10 protein-coding genes are annotated in these 17,199 nt (G+C 67.8%); 4 read left to right on the top strand and 6 right to left on the bottom strand.

Features of this window, described 5'->3' with window-relative positions; all coding sequences use genetic code 11:
• Window positions 1-6 precede the first annotated feature (6 nt).
• Genes ACIRD8_RS03880 through ACIRD8_RS03870 form a run of 3 tightly spaced genes read right to left on the bottom strand, consistent with a single transcriptional unit; the run spans window position 7 to window position 4,069 of the window.
• On the bottom strand, window positions 7-1,179 hold the full coding sequence (locus ACIRD8_RS03880; protein ID WP_403985683.1) for a zinc-binding dehydrogenase: 1,173 nt from the start codon (window positions 1,177-1,179) through the stop codon (window positions 7-9).
• Window positions 1,176-2,732: a flavin-containing monooxygenase gene (locus ACIRD8_RS03875; protein WP_403985681.1), complete on the bottom strand. Its 1,557-nt coding sequence runs from the start codon at window positions 2,730-2,732 to the stop codon at window positions 1,176-1,178. The genes ACIRD8_RS03880 and ACIRD8_RS03875 overlap by 4 nt, the downstream gene beginning before the upstream one ends.
• Window positions 2,729-4,069 (bottom strand): spinster family MFS transporter, encoded by a 1,341-nt coding sequence (locus ACIRD8_RS03870; protein WP_403985679.1) that lies wholly within the window; start codon window positions 4,067-4,069, stop codon window positions 2,729-2,731. The genes ACIRD8_RS03875 and ACIRD8_RS03870 overlap by 4 nt, the downstream gene beginning before the upstream one ends.
• Window positions 4,070-4,239: 170 nt before the next feature.
• On the opposite strand from ACIRD8_RS03870, the gene ACIRD8_RS03865 reads away from it, so the two are divergent.
• On the top strand, window positions 4,240-5,442 hold the full coding sequence (locus tag ACIRD8_RS03865; protein ID WP_403985677.1) for a PucR family transcriptional regulator: 1,203 nt from the start codon (window positions 4,240-4,242) through the stop codon (window positions 5,440-5,442).
• A gap of 198 nt (window positions 5,443-5,640) precedes the next feature.
• Here the strand turns inward: ACIRD8_RS03865 and ACIRD8_RS03860 are convergent, their stop codons facing one another.
• The 3 genes from ACIRD8_RS03860 to ACIRD8_RS03850 are packed head-to-tail and all read right to left on the bottom strand — an operon-like array spanning window position 5,641 to window position 8,803.
• Window positions 5,641-6,549: a carbohydrate ABC transporter permease gene (locus tag ACIRD8_RS03860; RefSeq protein ID WP_360365139.1), complete on the bottom strand. Its 909-nt coding sequence runs from the start codon at window positions 6,547-6,549 to the stop codon at window positions 5,641-5,643.
• Window positions 6,546-7,547, bottom strand: coding sequence for a carbohydrate ABC transporter permease (locus tag ACIRD8_RS03855; protein WP_403985675.1), 1,002 nt, complete (start codon window positions 7,545-7,547; stop codon window positions 6,546-6,548). Before ACIRD8_RS03855 ends, ACIRD8_RS03860 begins: the two co-directional genes overlap by 4 nt.
• A complete protein-coding gene (locus tag ACIRD8_RS03850; protein ID WP_403987228.1) occupies window positions 7,544-8,803 on the bottom strand; it encodes an ABC transporter substrate-binding protein in 1,260 nt (419 codons plus the stop codon). The genes ACIRD8_RS03855 and ACIRD8_RS03850 overlap by 4 nt, the downstream gene beginning before the upstream one ends.
• Before the next feature lie 681 nt (window positions 8,804-9,484).
• Between ACIRD8_RS03850 and ACIRD8_RS03845 the strand changes: the two genes are divergently transcribed.
• The 3 genes from ACIRD8_RS03845 to ACIRD8_RS03835 all read left to right on the top strand — a co-directional run bounded on the left by ACIRD8_RS03845 (window position 9,485) and on the right by ACIRD8_RS03835 (window position 17,055).
• Entirely contained in the window at window positions 9,485-12,130 is a 2,646-nt protein-coding gene (locus tag ACIRD8_RS03845) for a glycoside hydrolase family 97 catalytic domain-containing protein (RefSeq protein WP_403985673.1), read from the top strand.
• A gap of 339 nt (window positions 12,131-12,469) precedes the next feature.
• The gene (locus ACIRD8_RS03840; protein ID WP_403985671.1) at window positions 12,470-15,289 is read left to right on the top strand and encodes a PQQ-dependent sugar dehydrogenase; all 2,820 of its coding nucleotides are present in this window, start codon (window positions 12,470-12,472) and stop codon (window positions 15,287-15,289) included.
• Window positions 15,286-17,055: a ThuA domain-containing protein gene (locus ACIRD8_RS03835; protein ID WP_403985669.1), complete on the top strand. Its 1,770-nt coding sequence runs from the start codon at window positions 15,286-15,288 to the stop codon at window positions 17,053-17,055. Before ACIRD8_RS03840 ends, ACIRD8_RS03835 begins: the two co-directional genes overlap by 4 nt.
• Window positions 17,056-17,199: the final 144 nt, after the last annotated feature.

Here is a 17,199-nt window from a genome sequence, read left to right as displayed (position 1 = left end):
CGAACGTCACCGCGGAAGAATCCGGTCGCCGTCGAGTGAGGGGTCGATGAGGATCTTGGCGTGAACGTCAGGGTCGGCAAGGGTCGTGAACGCCGCCGCGACGCCGTCCAGTCCCACACGGCCGGTGACGAGATGGGAGGCGTCCAGAGTCCCGTCGGCGAGGGCGTGAAGGGTGTCCCGGAACTCCAGTGGCGTGTACCCGACGACGAACCGCAGGTCGAGCTCCTTGTTCACGGCCAAGGAGGGTCTGAACGCATCGGGTCCCATGCAGACACCCACGACCACGACGCGCGAGTGCAGCGGAGCCCCGGCCAGGATGCCGTCGATCATGCCGGGCACGCCCACACACTCGAACACGACCGGGCGTTGCGGACGGGTCCTGCCGATCGCATCCAGTGCGCGCCAGGCCGTCCACCAGGGCACCGGCAATCGGGCCAGGCCTTCGACCGCGTCGATCCCCGCGTTGTACTCGTCGGGCATGGTGGTCATAAATCCGTGCCCGGTCGAGGCACGCTCCCACGGCGACTCGACGGCGGGGTCGATCACGACGTCGGCACCGCACTTCCCGGCGAGCGACCGGCGGCCCGCGGAGTAGTCGCCGGCTATGACGGTGCCGACGCCCCTGGCTTTGAGGACGGAGATGACCGCGAGGCCCACCGGGCCGCAGCCGAGGACGATCGCGACGTCCTTACGGGTCACCTCGCCACGGTTCACCGCGTGCCACGCCACCGCCATGGGCTCGGTGAGCACGGCGAGGTCGGCGGGAAGCCCGTTCGGGACGGGGAGGGTCAGTGCCTCCTGTACGACGACGTGTTCGGCGTATCCCCCCGGGGCGAACGTGGACAGTCCGACTCCGTCGACCTGCCGTCCCCGTCTCACCAGCGGGATGCTGACGACGGGTGTGCCTGTCTTGATCGCGCCGACGCTCCACGGTCCATGGTCGACGACCTCGCCGAAGATCTCGTGGCCGAGCACCACGCTCTCGTCGGAGCGGACGTAGCGGGGATATCCGCACAGGTCCAGCACGTCTGCCAACTGGTCGGCGTGCAGACGGCAATGCAGGTCCGAACCGCAGATCCCGCACCGCTTGACCTCGAGCAGCAGCTGGCCGGCTCCGGGACGCGGCATCGGCAGATCGACGACTTCCAGCCGCCCCTGGGTGAGACTCGCGGCCCTCATGAAGCGTCCGTGGTCACTGCCGTCTGCCGGTCCGTGGCGCGGGGCCCTGCGGCAAAGTGGTAGACCTCCGGCCTCCACCGAACCGCCTGGCGCCGGAATCGGAAGGTCCAGTCGGGATAGATGGTGGCGTTGCGCCCGTGGGCGTCCTGGTAGAACGTCCGGCAGCCCCCGAGTTCCCACACCGACTTCGCCAGCTTTCGGTCGAGGTCGTCGTTGTAGGTGTCGTGTGCCCGCCGGTCCACCTCGATGGAGGTCGAACCGGAGACGTCCAGTGCCCGGACGGCGTTCTTCACGTGCTCGGCCTGGGCCTCGATCATGTAGACCATCGAGCTGTGTCCCAGACCGGAGTTGGGCCCGAGCAGCATGAAGAAGTTGGGGAATCCGGGAACGGACACACCGAGGTACGCACGCGGTGATCCTGCCCACGCGGCGTTCATCAGCTCGCCGTCACGGCCGCGTACCTTGCCGGCGAAAGGTATGTCGGTGACGTGGAAGCCTGTTCCGAAGATGATGGTGTCGACCTCCCGCTCCACGCCGTCCGCGTCGATCACACTGTGCTCGCGAATCTCGCGCAGCGCCCGCGGCACAAGCTCGACGTTCGGCTTCTGAAGGGCGGGATACCAGGCGTTCGAAGGGACGACACGTTTGCAGCCGAGAGTAAAATCAGGGGTGAGTACCCGGCGCAGGGACGGGTCTTCCACCTGGCGTTCAAGGTGTTGACGCGCCAGGCGTTCGATCATGCCCATGAGTTTCGGCTGCTTGGCGAAGCCGAGCACCAGGAGCTCCCTGGCGACGTACGCCTTGGCGCGCTCGGCCCGTTGGCGCCACGGCCGAGCCCGGAGCCGTGCGCGTTCGGCGTCGGTGATCGCCCTGCCGTCGTGCGGCGTGATCCACGGGGCGCTGCGCTGGAACACGTACAGGGTGTCGACCCTGTCAGCTATTTCGGGGACGTACTGGATCGCGGAGGCGCCCGTCCCGATCGAGGCCACACGCTTACCCGCGAGGTCGTGGTCGTGGTCCCAGCGCGCAGAGTGCATGATCTTCCCGCGGAAGCGGTCGATGCCGGGCACCTCGGGGAGCTTGGGTTCGGTCAGGGGGCCCATCGCACTGACAAGCACCTGCGCCGTCCAGGGCCCCGCACTCGTCGTGATGTGCCAGAGCTGCTCGCCCTCGTCCCACCGGGCCTCCTCGACCTCGATCCCCGAGCGTAGATGCGGACGCAAGCCGAACCGGTCGAGACACCGTGCCAGGTACGCCTGGATCTCCGGCTGCGGGGAGTACGTCGAGGACCAGTCCGGGTTGGGGGCGAAGGAGAAGGAGTACAGGTGGGACGGAACGTCGCACCTGCATCCGGGGTAACTGTTCGAGTGCCAGACTCCCCCGGCGTCGTCCGATCGTTCGAGAATCAGGAAGTCGGTGAACCGCGCCTCCTTCAGGGCGCACCCCAGGCCGATTCCGGAGAATCCGCCGCCGACGATGAGGACCCGCACGTGCTGGACCGCGGGGGCCGCCCCTCCCCCGTCGGCCGTGCTGGTGGTGTGAACGTGACTCATTCTGTTGCCTCCTTGGAGAACATCGAGAGACGGTCCGCCCGGACGTGTCGCGAGGCGATGGACATGCCGGCGGCGGCGACCGCGAAGGCGAGTGGAACGGTGATCGTCATCGCTGTCCGCAGGCCGTGCGCGGATGCCTCCACAGCTGAAGCGGAATCTGCGGCCAGGTGGTCGGAGAGGATTCCGACGAAGACCGGTCCGCCGGCGCCTCCGAGCAGGTAGCCGACGGCGAACAGCAGACCGAGCGCGCCCGACCGCTGTTCGGGGCGGATGACGTCGGCCACCACCGGGACGGCTGCCGCCAGGTAGACGATGCCCAGGAGGTAGCCCAGGCTCAGGAAGACCCCCAGCTGCCACAGCGCTCCCTGGCCTGCGGCGAGGCCGGCGAATGAGAACACCGCGGCGCCGACGAGACTGGCGGCCGCCACCCGTACCCGGGCCTCGGGCGACTTCTTGGCCGCCCGGTCGAGCACCCGTCCCCCCGCCAGCAGGCCGACCAGTCCGGTGACGCCGACGACGACACCGCCGACCACGCCGGCGTCGACAAGGGAAAGGCCGTGATAGCGCTGCAGCACGGGGGTGAGGAAGGTACCGATCGCGTAGGCCGCGAAGTTGTACCCGGCGAAAGCGATGAGCATTCCGTACATGGAACGCACCTTCATCAGCGCGAGGAAGGAATCCTTGCGATCCTCGCGCGGGGCGGGGGCGGTGAGGCGCGCCGGGTCGGCGGCCCCCCGCTCGGGCTCGCGGATGCGCAGCACGAGGAGCGCGACGACGATGCCGGGCACCGCCGCGATGAGGAACGGTGCCCTCCAGCTGTCGAACGCGACGGTGAGTCCGCCGGCGGTGAGGAAGGCGAGAAGAGTACCGATCGGGAAGCCGAGCATGAACAGGGAATGGGCTCTGGAGCGGCGCTCGCTCGGATAGAGGTCCGAGAGCAGCGATCCGGTGGCCGGCGCGTAGCTGGACTCGCCGATGCCCACTCCGACGCGCGAGGCGAAGAATCCCCAGAAGCTGGTCAGCAGTCCGCCGGCCGCCGTGAAGGCGCTCCAGACGAAGAGTCCCCAGCCCGCGACCGCCGGGCGCGGGACCCGATCGGCGAGGCGGCCCAGCGGGATGCCTGCCAGGGCGGCCACGAGTACGAACGCCGAGGACAGGATGCCGACCTGTGTGTCGTCGAGGGCGAACTCGTCCTTGATCGGCTCCAGCACGACGGATGGCAACGCCCGGTCGTAGAAGTTGAGCAGGTTGCCGACGAACAGCAGCCCGAGTACGTAACCTGCCGACGAACGCGGTGCGGACGCACGGTCCGAGGGCTTCGTGAGGGGGCGCGTCACGGAGAGGTCCCTTCGCCGTTGAAGAGCGCTCGCTATGGCAGCCGGAACAAGGTCACCACGAGCTTCGCCACAGTGTGGCCGCGCAATGCCTCAAGGACTACGGAGAACCGAATAGCATCGTCTTGACATTTTTGTTCCCGCGAACAAATTCCGTGGATAGGCTCGCCCTCATGGAGCACGAGATCCCCACAGCGTGGCCTGTCCTTCGGCGGATGCCGGACCTCGCCACCCTCGACGAACCGACACGCGCCGCGGTGGTCGCAGCCGTCGCGCGACTGCGCATGCTGGGGGACGTCTTCGCGGACCGCTACCTGGCCCTCGTCCGGCGGCACGTCCCGGGGTACGTGGTGCTCCCGGACGACGAGATCCGGTCGTCCGCCCGCCGGTTCATGGACATCCTCGTCTCGGAGCTCTCCTCTCTGCGCGTCCCGGATCCGGCTCTCCGCGAGATGCTCGGTGAGTACGCGGTCGAGCGCGCCGCCCGGGGACTTCCACTCGACGCACTTGCCATCGGGTACCAGCTGGGATCCCGGGAGATGCTCGCCCTGGTCGACGAGGTCGCGGCCGAAGTGGGCCTGCCCCCCGACTTCCTGCTCGCCGTTCACGACAGCACCTGGGAGTTCTCCAACGAGGCGTCAGCGGTGTTCGCCAGGGTCCAGCACGACCTTGCGCTGGAGCGCGTGCACTTCGACGCCGAACGCCGCTCGGCCTACGCGGGTGGCGTGCTCGGTGGGACGCTTCCCGCCGAGCGGATCAACAGCGACGCCCCACTCCTCGGGCTCGCCCCACAGACCGACTACGTGGCCCTGGCCGCGCGGGCCGCGTCGGCCGACGACGCCGACGCGGTCCGCCGCGCCATCGCCTCGGCGGTCCACGTACCCGCCGACCGGCTCCTGCTCGCCCAGGTCGGGGCGGTCCTGGGCTTCATCGCACCCAGAGCGCCCGAAGCCGTCGAGGGCCACCTGGTCGCTGCCGGCCCGCCGCTCCCCCTCGATCAGCTCGCGACCGGGTTCGACGAGGCGGTGCTGGCGCTGGAGACCGGGCGGCGGTTCGCCATGACAGGTGTCGTACGACTGTCGGACCTCGGGCCGCGTCCGCTCGTGCTCCTCGACGCGCGCATCGCCGACGGCCTCTCGGCGCGTCATCTGGCGGTACTCGACGCCGCGGGGCGCTCGAGTGCCGAGATCGAGGAGACCGCCCGCGTGTATCTCGACTGCGACCAGGACGTGCGGGAGGTGGCCCGGCGCCTCTCGGTGCACCCGAACACGGTCCGGTACCGGGTGAACCGCTTTCAGCAGCTCACCGGGCTGGACCTCCGTCGCACCGAGGACCTGGTGACGTCGTGGTGGCTGCTGAACCGCCGGGGCCCCTGACCCCTTGCAGCGCCGCCGAGCCATGCGCCTGGGCCGCGCAGGACCCGTGGCCCAGGCCTGGCCGCCGGGATCAACCCGGCAGGGTGGCGACGCCTGCCGCCATTCAGACAACGTCGAGACCAACCTGGCGAGGACAGCAGTCCGTGACGGGGCCGGAGGGTACCCCCACTGCCTACGCGCTGCTTCGCACTCCCCGGCTCACCCCTTGCTCGATCCGAGGGACAGACCTGCGATGAACTGCTTCTGCAGCAGGACATAGACCACCAGGGTCGGGACCGCCGCGATCATGGCGCCGGCCGCGATGAGGTTCTGGTTGCTCACGAACTGCCCCTGGAGGTTGGCCAGCGCCGAGGTGACCGGGCGTTTGTCGCCGGACGACATCAGCGTGATGGCCCAGAAGAAGTCGTTGTAGATCCAGGTGGTCAGCAAGGTGGCCAGCGCGGCCAGGGCGGGTCGGCACAGGGGGACCGTGAGTCGCCAGAAGCGGGTCCACAGGCTCGTCCCGTCCACGAGCGCGGCTTCGTACATCTCATGCGGGATGGACTTCATGTAGTTGCTCAGGACGAAGACGCAGAAGCCCAGCTGGAAGGCCACGTTGATGGCGATGAGGCCGAAGGCGGAGTTGTACATCAGGCCGCTGTCCGCGAGGAAGGACGGAAGCGGGATCTGCAGGTACATCCGGAACAACGGCGTGATGATCACTTGCTGGGGCAGCAGGTTCCCGGCGGTGAACAGGATGAGCAGGGCCACGTTGACCTTGATGTTCACCCTGGTCAGGACGAAGGCCGCACCGGAGGCCAGGAGGAGCACGACGACGACCGCCGGCACCGTGATCAGGACCGAGTTCCAGAAGAACCGGCCCATGTTCGCCTGCGACCACGCGTCGCCGAAGTTGCTCAGTGTCAGCTCGTGCGGAAGCGAGACGTACCCGTGCTTTCGCGTGTCGGAGTACGGACGGACCGCGATGTAGAGCGCGAACAGAATCGGCAGCAGCCACAGGACGGACGCGCTGACGAGGAAGATCTGGGAGAGGAGCTGCCCCCGCGGTCGGACCGTGCGGAGCGCGCCCGCCCGTGCCGCGGTCCCTGGCAGCGTCTCGGAGCTCACGGTGTTTCCTCCTTGCGGAAGGTCTGGTGGAGGAAGAGGCTGATCGGCACCAGCGAGATCAGGAGGAGCACGACGCCCAGCGCGGACCCGAAACCGACCCGCTGGGTCTCACCGACGATGTTGGCGGTGACCAGGACCGACAGCAGTTCCAGGCCGTTGATGCCCTTGTTGGTGATGTAGACGAGGTCGAACGCCCGGAGCGACTCGATGACGGTGATGACCATGATGACGATGTTGATCGGCTTCATGGCCGGAAAGACGACCTGCCAGAACGTCTGCCAGGCGTTGGCGCCGTCCATCCTGGCGGCTTCCCGAAGCGTCGGGTCGACCGCCTTCAGCCCTGCGAGGTAGAGGACCATGACGTACCCCGCCTGCCGCCAGGTGGCTTCCAGAAGGACGGCCCACAGGTTCAGATCCGGGTTGCCGAGCCAGTCGATGGCGTTGTCGTCACCGGCGCGCCCGATGACGGTATTGATCACCCCGTAGTTCTGCGAGTACATGAACTCCCAGATGATGCCGACGAGCGCCAGCGAGAGCATGACCGGCAGGAAGAGGATGCTCTGGTACATGCGGCTGCCGCTGATGCCACGGTCGATGACCACGGCGAACAACATCCCGAGTGGAGTGGCGATCACGACGAAGACGGCCAGCCAGATGAGGTTGTGCTGGACCGCGGGCCAGAACTCCGGATAGTTGGTGGCGGCTTGGTGGTAGTTCTGTACGCCGTTCACACAGCCGTTGTTGAGGATCGACGGCAGCGCGGGGTCACAGGCCTCGGTACGCAGGTCACCGACACCGTTCCACCGCATGAACGACAGCAGCACGGTGCCGAGCGCCGGCAGCCACACGAAGGACAGGCTGAGCAGCAGGGGAACGCAGAGCAGCAGGGTGGCGACGAGGCGGTCGCGGGGGTCCAGGTGTCGAACGCCTCGTCTCCGCCGGGTGGGCGGCGCACCGGGGGGTGCGGGCGCCCGACGTGTGCGGGTCATGGTGCTCATCCGGTGTAGATCGCCTTCGCCTGGGACTCGGCGCTCTTCTGGAGCGAAGCGATGCCACTGGTGCTGGGGTCGCCTATGAACTTCTGGATGAGGGAGATCATCGCGGTGGCCATGGCGGGGTCGGCGTCGCGGTCCATGAACTGGGCGACGGCCTTGCACTTGCCGATCTCGGCCACCGACTTCTTCTGGATGGTGTTGTACGTCGGGACCGACAGGCCCTTGGCCAGACCGACGTCCCACTGATCGGTCTTGAGGTACTCGGCCTCGGCCTCGCCCGTGCCGATGTACTCCAGGACGGCCTTGGCCGCCGCGGGGTTCTTGGCCTTCTTGCTCAGCATGAAGCCGTCGGTGGGCGCGTCCATGTAGGCCTGTCCCCACTTCGGGTTGATGGCGGGGAAAGGGAAGAAGTCCAGATCTCCGAGGTCGGCCTTGTCGCTGACGAACTGCGCGGCCACCTGGTTGGTTCCCTGGAACATCATCCCGGCCTGCTTGGATTCCAGAGTCTTCGCCGCGTCCTGCCAGATCCGGCCGTTGGCGCCGCTCTGCACGTACGGCATCATCTCGGCCCAGTGCTGGAAGACGTTGTGCACGCCCTGATCGGTCCAGGGGATCTCGTGCTTCATCAGCTTGACGTGGTAGTCGTAGCCGTTGATCCGCATGTTGAGGATGTCGAACGTGCCCAGGGCCGGCCAGCCGTCCTTGTCCCCGAACGCGATGGGGATGAGGCCGTCCGACTTCATCTTCTTGCACAGCGTCAAGTACGCGTCCCAGGTGGTCGGGACGGTGTAGCCGTTCGTCGCGAACAGGCTCTTCCGGTAGAACACGACCCAGGGGTAGTTGTAGAGGGGCACGAAGTACTGGTGGCCGTCGAGACCGGTGGAGAGCTGCTTGGCGACGGGACCGAAATTGCCGCCGATCTTCTCCCACACGTCATCGATCGGCTCGGCCAGCCCTTGGGCGGCGAAGTACTGCATGCGATAGCCGGCGAACCAGGTGAAGAGGTCGTCCGGTGTGCCCTGCAGATAGCTGGTGATGTTCTGCTGGAAGGAGTTGTGGTCAACGGTGTTGATCTTGACCTTCACCTTGCTCGACGCTGCCGCGGACTCGGTGAGCGTGGCGAAGGCCGCCTTGGTCGCGGGGTCCGAGTAGTTCGATCCGAAGGTGACCGTGCTTCCCGCCACGGGGCCCGAGGACTTGTCCGAAGCGTCGGACTCCGAGCCGTCCGCGCAAGCCGAGAGCAGTCCACCCGCGGCCACCGTCAGCCCGGCGGCACCCACGCCACGGAGCACGCCTCTGCGCGTGTAATGGGAAGGGACAACGTCGTTCTGAGGGTCGACAACCGACATAGTGTCTCCATGACGTGAGTAATTGAGCGACGGGTGACGGCGGTCGAGTTTCAGCCGGGGTGAATCCTGTCCGCACCTTGCCGGACGATTCCAACAGAAGCCACCAAGTTGCAACGCAATCGATCGCAGCCGTAGTTCTACGCTGCCCCGCGACCTCGGTCAACGTTTCCCGCCACAAACAACATTGGAATCCGACACAGTCGAGCGAGTAACCCTCCACCGCACGGCACAGCATGTCGACCTGCCGTCAAGTCAGCTTCTGTGCGCATGAGTTGAGGGAGACCGCAGGTCAGCCGGGGTGGCCCTCCGGGCGTGATGGCGACACATCACAGATGAAATCGAGCAAGAAAGGGCTTTCCCCGTCGCGCGGACACGAGCGTGCGACTCTCCCCCACTCGAGAAATTGCTTGTCGGCAGCAACGCTCGACGCCCTCATCCGGGCCTCAGGGGCGCAGCGAAGGAGGGTCGGCACCCTCTCCACAGGGCAGCGCACTCACCGCTTTTCAGTTCATTCTTGTGCGAAGCATTGACGTTGAATCAAACACAACTCCACACTGTGGCGCACTATCCCCCACCAAAGGAATGCGACGTATGCGCGAAAGGAAGTTCAGAACCGCGCTCTTGTCCGTCTACGGGTTGGCAGCCGCTCTGGCCGGCGCCGTACTCCCGGCCGTTCCCGCTCACGCGGCGTCGGTCGCCGCGGTCACGACCTGGACGGTCGCCGGACCGACCGCAGGCTCACCGGTATCCGCCCAGGTCAGCCTCGACTCCAACGGCGGGAAGCTGAGCTTCGGGGTGTCCCGACTGGGAACGGCCGTGCTGAGCCCGGCCCCCATCGGCATCGAGACCACTGCCGCCGATCTGAGCAAGGACCTTGCCTTCACCGGCCGTCAGGACCGGACGGTCACCGAGTCGTACACGATGACGACCGGCAAGAAGCGCACCCAGCAGACCACGTACGCCCAGACGACCCTGTCCTTCACCGGCGCCGGCGGCGCACGACTGGACGTCGTGGTGCGCGTATCCAGCACAGGCGCCGCCTACCGGTACACGCTGCCCGGCTCAGGCAGTGTGACGATCGAGCGGGAGGCGTCCTCCTGGACGGTGCCCGCCTCGGCCAAGGCCTGGGTAGTCCCTGGCCACCGTGAGGACCAGGGCCAGTGGCTCAGCACGACCGCGGGCGGGGCCCCGGCGAACGACTACGCGGTCCCCGCACTCTTCCAGGTCGGATCGAACTACGCGCTGCTGGCCGAGACCGACCTGGACGGGCGCTACGCGGGCAGCCGCCTGACTCACCTGGCCGGATCGGGTACCTACTCCATGAAGATCACCGACGCTCCGGTCACCGCGACTCTGCCGCTGTCCACCCCATGGCGTACCGCCGCCGTCGGCGACCTGGCGACCGTGACCACCTCGACCCTCGTCGACGACCTCGCACCGCCCTCGAAGGTGAGCGACACCTCGTGGATCAAGCCCGGCGCCTCCGCCTGGTCCTGGCTGACCGAGCACTCCAGCCCTTCCGACCCCGCCCGGCAGCGGGAGTACATCGACTTCGCCCAGCACCACGGCTGGGACTACGTCCTGGTCGACGAGGGCTGGCAGTCGAGCTGGATGCCTGACCTCGTGGACTACGCCGAGACGCGAGGCGTCAAGGTGATCGCCTGGTTCAACTCCTCCGCCCTCCAGACCGCTGAGCAGCGCGAGCGGTGGCTGCCCCTCGTCAAGAGCTGGGGCGTCGCCGGAGTGAAGATCGACTTCAGCTACGAATACACCCAGCCCACCCTCAAGTGGTACGACGCCGTGCTCGCCCGGACCGCCCAGCTCGAACTGCTGGTCAACTTCCACGGAGCCGCCACGGCGCGCGGCATGCAGCGCACGTGGCCGCATGTCATGACGGGAGAAGCGGTCTATGGCGCGGAACAGCAGAACAACCGGGCCGCGCGCAACACCGTTCTTCCGTTCACCCGCAACGTCGTCTCCAGCATGGACTTCACGCCCGTAGTCTTCAGCCTGAGCAACCGGGACACCACCGACGCCCACGAACTGGCGACCGCGGTGGTGTTCGAGTCGGGCTGGCAGCACTACGCGGACAACCCAGAGAGCTACCAGTCACGGCCCGACGCCCTGCGTATCCTCGACCAGCTCCCGACAGCCTGGGACGAGTCGCGGCTCCTCGCCGGCGCCCCGGGTCAGGAGACCTACATGGCCCGCCGGGCGGGCGGCAGGTGGTTCGTCGGCGGGATATCCGCCGTAGCCGCGAAGACGTTCCAGTCACCGCTGAGCTTCCTCGGAGGCGGTCAGTGGCTGATGGAGACCGTGCGCGACGGCCCCGGCCCACTCGTACGGGAGACCAGGGTGGTCACCGCTGCGGACACCCTCTCCGTGCCGATCGCGCGCAACGGCGGTTTCGCCTCCGCTCTGTGCCCGTACACCGCCGGGATGACGACCTGCGGTTCGGCCGACAACGACGGTGTGCTCAAGGGTCAGGAATCCGGCCGGTGCGTCGATGTGCCCGGCAGTGCGCGGACCGACGGAACGGACGTCAAACTCTGGGAGTGCAACGGCGATCCCAACCAGCTCTGGACGCAGACCCCATCCCAGCAGCTCACCGTCTTCGACGGCAAGTGCCTGGACGTCGACGGGGGTGGCACGGTCGATGGAACAGTGGTGCAGATCTGGTCGTGCAACGGGACCGGAGCCCAGCGGTGGTCCTTGGGAGCGGACGGATCCGTGGTGAACCCCGCGTCGGGCAAGTGTCTGACCGCCCGAGGCCACGGCACGGCTGACGACACGGCGATGGAGATCCGCCGCTGTGACGGCGGCGCGCACCAGAAGTGGGAACGTACCGCTGTGGCCGGGCCGGTCAAGGGTCAGGCATCCGGCCGCTGTCTCGATCTCCCCAACAGCGCGACGGACAACGGCACCCGGCCGGCTCTCTGGACCTGCAACGGCGGCGCCAATCAGACCTGGACCTCCACGGCCTCCAATCAACTCAGGATCTACCCCACCGAATGCCTGGGCGTCACCGGCGGCGCGACCGCCGACGGAAGCGCCGTCGTGATCAGTGACTGCAACAACACGCCCAGCCAGCAGTGGCGTGTCACGTCCGGTGGCGCGATCGTCAACGTGGCGTCCGGCACGTGCCTGGACGCGTACGACGGCGGCACCACGAACGGCACCCAGGCGATCATCTGGCCCTGCAGCGGCGCCGCGAACCAGAAGTGGTCCCGTAGCTGACCTGCTGCTCCCGTCCGGGGCCGGAGGAGAACTGAAGGCACCCTGCCGCCCCGCCCCACGTCGAGTCCTCGCGGAAAGGAACGCGCCCCCGGGTGAATGCCGGGGGCGCGCGCCTTGGCCAGCCCAGGCTCTCACCCGCAGCTTTGTCCCCCTGCGGGAAAAAGTTGCGACCTCATACGTCAAAAGGGTTTCTGTCAGAAGAAAAAGCCATTACCTTCCTGACCTGAACCGGACAACAAGGACCGAGTGCCCTCCCCTCCCCCGTGGGCACCGGGCTCCCTGGCGCGACGGCGCGCGCCTGTGCTCCACCCCGACCCCGTCACCACACGGAGGATTCGCGTGCACAGGAGATTGACCCGGCCTCTCGCGGCGCTCGCCTGCACCTTGCTGGCTGCCGCGGGCGCCCTCACCGCCCAGCAGACCCCGGCTGGAGCCGCCCCGGCGGCCGATGAGTTCCAGCAGGTCACCCTCGCCAAGGGGGTGGCCGAGACCGGTGAGCCGATGACGCTCGCCGTTCTGCCCGACAGGTCCGTCCTGCACACCTCACGGGACGGCACCCTGCGTCTCACCGACGCGGCCGGCACCACCAAGGTCTCCGGTCGACTCGACGTCTACTCGCACGACGAAGAAGGCCTCCAAGGCGTCGGCGTCGACCCTGGCTTCACCACCAACCGCTTCGTCTACCTCTATTACGCCCCGAAGCTCTCCACTCCCTCGGGGGACGCCCCTGCGAACGGTTCATCAGCGGACTTCACGCCGTTCGACGGCGTCAACCGGCTCTCGCGCTTTGTCCTCAAGGCCGACGGCACTCTGGACACCGCCAGCGAGAAGAAGGTCCTGGACGTCCCCGCAAGCCGTGGTCTCTGCTGCCATGTGGGCGGCGACATCGACTTCGACGCCCAGGGCAACCTGTACCTCTCCACCGGGGACGACAGCAACCCCTTCGCCTCCGACGGCTACGCCCCCCTCGACGAGCGGTCCAACCGCAACCCCGCCTACGACGCCCAGCGTTCCTCGGGCAACACCAACGACCTGCGCGGCAAGGTGCTGCGGATCAAGGTGAACGCGGCGGGCGGCTACTCCATCCCGTCGGGGAACCTGTTCGCGCCGGGAACCGCGAAGACGAGGCCCGAGATCTACGCCATGGGCTTCCGCAATCCCTTCCGGATGTCCGTCGACAAGGCGACCGGCATCGTCTACCTCGGCGACTACGGCCCCGACGCCGGCAGTGCGAGCGCGAGCCGCGGACCGGCCGGCCAGGTCGAGTTCAACCGGATCACCAAGGCGGGCAACTTCGGCTGGCCCTACTGCACCGGCAAGAACAACGCCTACGTCGACTACGACTTCGCCACCTCGAAGTCCGGGGACGCCTTCTCCTGCTCAGCGCCGAAGAACACCTCGCCGAACAACACGGGCCTGACCGATCTCCCCGCGGCCCAGCCCGCCTGGATCCCCTACGACGGCGGCTCGGTCCCCGACTTCGGCAGCGGTTCCGAGTCCCCCATGGGCGGACCCGTCTACCGCTACGACGCGGCCTCGACCTCCGACGTCAAGTTCCCCCAGAGCTTCGACGGCGACTTCTTCGCCGGCGAGTTCGGGCGTAAGTGGATCAAGCGCATCGAGCAGGGGTCCGACGGAACCGTTCAGTCGATCAACGCCTTCCCCTGGCAGGGCACCCAGGTCATGGATTCGGCCTTCGGCCCGGACGGCGCGCTGTACGTGCTCGACTACGGCACGGGCTACTTCAACGGCGACGCGAACAGCGCTGTCTACCGCATCGAGTACGTCACCGGCGGACGGGCCCCGCTCGCCACCGCCACCGCGGACCGCACCTCCGGGAAAGCCCCCCTCGCGGTGAAGTTTTCCTCCGCGGGCACCTCCGACCCCGATGGCGACCGGCTCACCTACGCCTGGAAATTCGGTGACGGCGGCACCTCCACCGCGGCCGACCCCTCCCACACCTACACGACCAACGGCAGCTACACCGCCGAGCTGACGGTCTCCGACGGCACCGGCCACACAGCGACGGCCTCGGTGGGCATCACCGTCGGCAACACCGCGCCCAGCGTCACCCTGGAACTGCCCACCGACGGGACCATCGTCGACGCGGGTGCCGCCGTCCCCTTCAAGGTCACCGTGACCGACCCGGAGGACGGCACGATCGACTGCTCCAAGGTCAAGGTCACCTTCATCATCGGACACGACAGCCACGGCCACCCGCAGACATCCGCCAATGGCTGCTCGGGCACCCTGCAGACCATCGCCGACGGTGAGCACGACCCCAACGCGAACATCTTCGGCGTCTGGGACGCCGAGTACACCGACAAAGGCGCGAACGGACAGCCGGCCCTGACCACCCACGACGAGAACATCAGCCAGGGCAGTCAACGCCAGGCCGAGCACTACGGGGACTCCGCCGGTGTCAGGATCGTCGACAAGACGGCCGCACACGGCGGCAGGGCGGTCGGCTACATCGAGAACGGCGACTGGATCTCGTTCAAGCCGTACCTCCTCGCCGACGCGACCAGGCTGACCGCCCGCGTCGCGTCCGGCAACGCCGGAGGGACCCTGGAAGTACGGGCGGGCTCACCCACCGGAACCTTGCTCGGGTCGGCGGCGGTGGCCGCCACCGGAGGCTGGGAGTCCTTCCAGAACGTCTCCGCGGACCTTTCCAACCGTCCGGCCGGGACCACGACCCTTCACCTCGTCTTCAAGGGGGGCAGCGGATCCCTCTTCGACATCGACGACTTCACCTTCACCACCAGTACGGGCACCGCACGGACCGGTCAGATCACGGGCATCGGCGGCAAGTGCGTCGACGTGGCGGCGGCGTCGAGCGCGGACGGCACCCAGATCCAGCTGTTCGGCTGCAACGGGACGGACGCCCAGAAGTGGACGGTCGGCACGGACGGCACGCTGCGCGCGCTCGGCAAGTGCCTGGACGTCAGCCGGGGCGAGACCGCCAACGGGACGAAGATCCAGCTGTACAGCTGCAACAACACCGGAGCCCAGAAGTGGGAGCCGCAGTCGAACGGCACCCTGAGGAACCCGGTGTCGGGCAAGTGCCTGGACGCGGCCGAAGCGGCCTCCGCCGACCGCACCAAGCTCCAGCTGTGGAGCTGCGGTTCCGGTGCCAACCAGAAGTGGATCCTGCCATGAACCGACACCACAGGTACCTGGCCACCTGGGCCGCGGGCGCCCTCCTGGCTACCGCCGCCCTGCCCTCCGCAGTCTCCGCGGCGGCCGGCCCCGAGCTCGGCACACCTGCCGTCGCCGCCTCCTCCGCGGCCGTGGCCGTGGACGACCCGGCGTACGACGTGCTGGTCTTCTCCAGAACCGCCGGATTCCGCCACTCCTCCATCGACGAAGGCGTGACCGCTCTACGTGAGCTCGGCAAGGCCAACAACTTCACCGTCACCGCGACCGAGGACGCCGCTGCCTTCAACTCCGCCAATCTGGCCGGTTACGAGGCCGTGGTATTCCTCTCCACCACCGGTGACGTCCTCAACGCCGCCCAGCAAACGGCCTTCGAGGGGTACATCGAGGCCGGCGGCGGGTATGTCGGCATCCACGCGGCGGCAGACACCGAGTACGACTGGTCCTGGTACGGCGGCCTGGCCGGCGCCCTGTTCCGGTCCCATCCGGCGATTCAGCCTGCCACCGTGGAGGTGGAGGACCGCGCCCACGACGCCACCGCCCACCTCGGCCCGACCTGGCAGCGGACCGACGAGTGGTACGACTACCGCACCAACCCGCGCACGACGGCGCACGTCCTAGCCTCGCTCGACGAGTCCACGTACAGCGGCGGCGCAATGGGGGACGACCACCCGATCGCCTGGTGCAAGGACTACCGGGGTGGGCGGGCCTTCTACACGGGCGGCGGCCACACCGAGGACTCCTACACCGATCCCTCCTTCCGCCGCCATCTGCTCGGGGGCATCCGCTGGGCCGCGCGGCTGGCGGAGGCCGACTGCCGGCCTGAGACGGGCTACACCACCCTGTACGGCACCTCGGGCACCAGCGGGTGGAAGCAGGCCGGACCGGGGTCCTTCACCGAATCCGACTCCACGCTCACCTCCCAGGGTGGTCTCGGTCTGTTCTGGTACCAGGCCAAGGAGTACAAGGCGTACTCCCTCAAGCTCGACTGGCGGCAGGCCGGCGACGACAACTCCGGCGTCTTCGTGGGCTTCCCGGCCTCCGACGACCCGCAGTCGGCCATCACCAAGGGCTACGAGATCCAGATCGACGCGACAGATACACCTGAGCGGACCACAGGGTCCGTCTACGGCTCCGCCTCGGCCGACCTGGCTGCTCGCGACGCGGCACTCAACCCACCGGGAGAGTGGAACACCTACGAGATCCGGGTCGAGGGAGAACGTCTCCAGGTCTTCCTCAACGGGCGCAAGATCAACGACTTCACCAACACCGATCCCGCCCGTAGCCTCCAGCAGGGCCATATCGGCCTGCAGAACCACAGCAACGGCGATGACGTCTCCTTCCGCAATGTCCGCATCAAGGAGCTGGGAGGGACGACGGGCCCCCGGGAGGGCGCTGTCACGGGTATCGGTGCCAAGTGCCTCGACGTCGCCGGTGGCTCGAGTGACAACGGCACACAGGTACAGCTGTGGACGTGCAACCGCACGGCGGCCCAGAGGTGGACGGTCGGGACCGACGACACGCTGCGAGCACTGGGCAAGTGCCTGGACATCAGCGGTGGCGGATCGGCCGACGGGACGAAGGTCCAGCTCTACGGGTGCAACAACTCCGGGGCCCAGAAGTGGGTGCAGCAGGCCAACGACACGCTGAGAAACCCTCAGTCGGGCAAGTGCCTTGACGCCTCGGGCGCTTCCTCGGCCGATGGCACCAAGCTGCAGCTGTGGACGTGCAACACCGGCGCCAACCAGAGGTGGGTCCTGCCCGGCTGACCGACACCTTGACTCCGGTGTCACCGCGGGAGGCGGTGGCACCGGGACCGGCCGCACCACCGGGCCGGTGACGGCGGCGGGGCGTGACGCCGAAGCGCCCTGCCGCCGTTCTCGTCCCGTCGTGACACGTTCGAGGGTCACGGC

This window comes from Streptomyces sp. NPDC102451 (genome assembly GCF_044765485.1).
Taxonomy (GTDB): Bacteria; Actinomycetota; Actinomycetes; order Streptomycetales; family Streptomycetaceae; genus Streptomyces.
This window is presented reverse-complemented; position numbering and strand designations above follow the sequence as displayed.

Bases quoted from the DNA above. Each gene is read 5' to 3' on its own strand.
- ACIRD8_RS03880 (WP_403985683.1), bottom strand. From the start codon at position 1,179: ATGAGGGCCGCGAGTCTCACCCAGGGGCGGCTGGAAGTCGTCGATCTG.
- ACIRD8_RS03875 (WP_403985681.1), bottom strand. From the start codon at position 2,732: ATGAGTCACGTTCACACCACCAGCACGGCCGACGGGGGAGGGGCGGCC.
- ACIRD8_RS03865 (WP_403985677.1), top strand. From the start codon at position 4,240: ATGGAGCACGAGATCCCCACAGCGTGGCCTGTCCTTCGGCGGATGCCG.
- ACIRD8_RS03855 (WP_403985675.1), bottom strand. From the start codon at position 7,547: ATGAGCACCATGACCCGCACACGTCGGGCGCCCGCACCCCCCGGTGCG.
- ACIRD8_RS03845 (WP_403985673.1), top strand. From the start codon at position 9,485: ATGCGCGAAAGGAAGTTCAGAACCGCGCTCTTGTCCGTCTACGGGTTG.
- ACIRD8_RS03835 (WP_403985669.1), top strand. From the start codon at position 15,286: ATGAACCGACACCACAGGTACCTGGCCACCTGGGCCGCGGGCGCCCTC.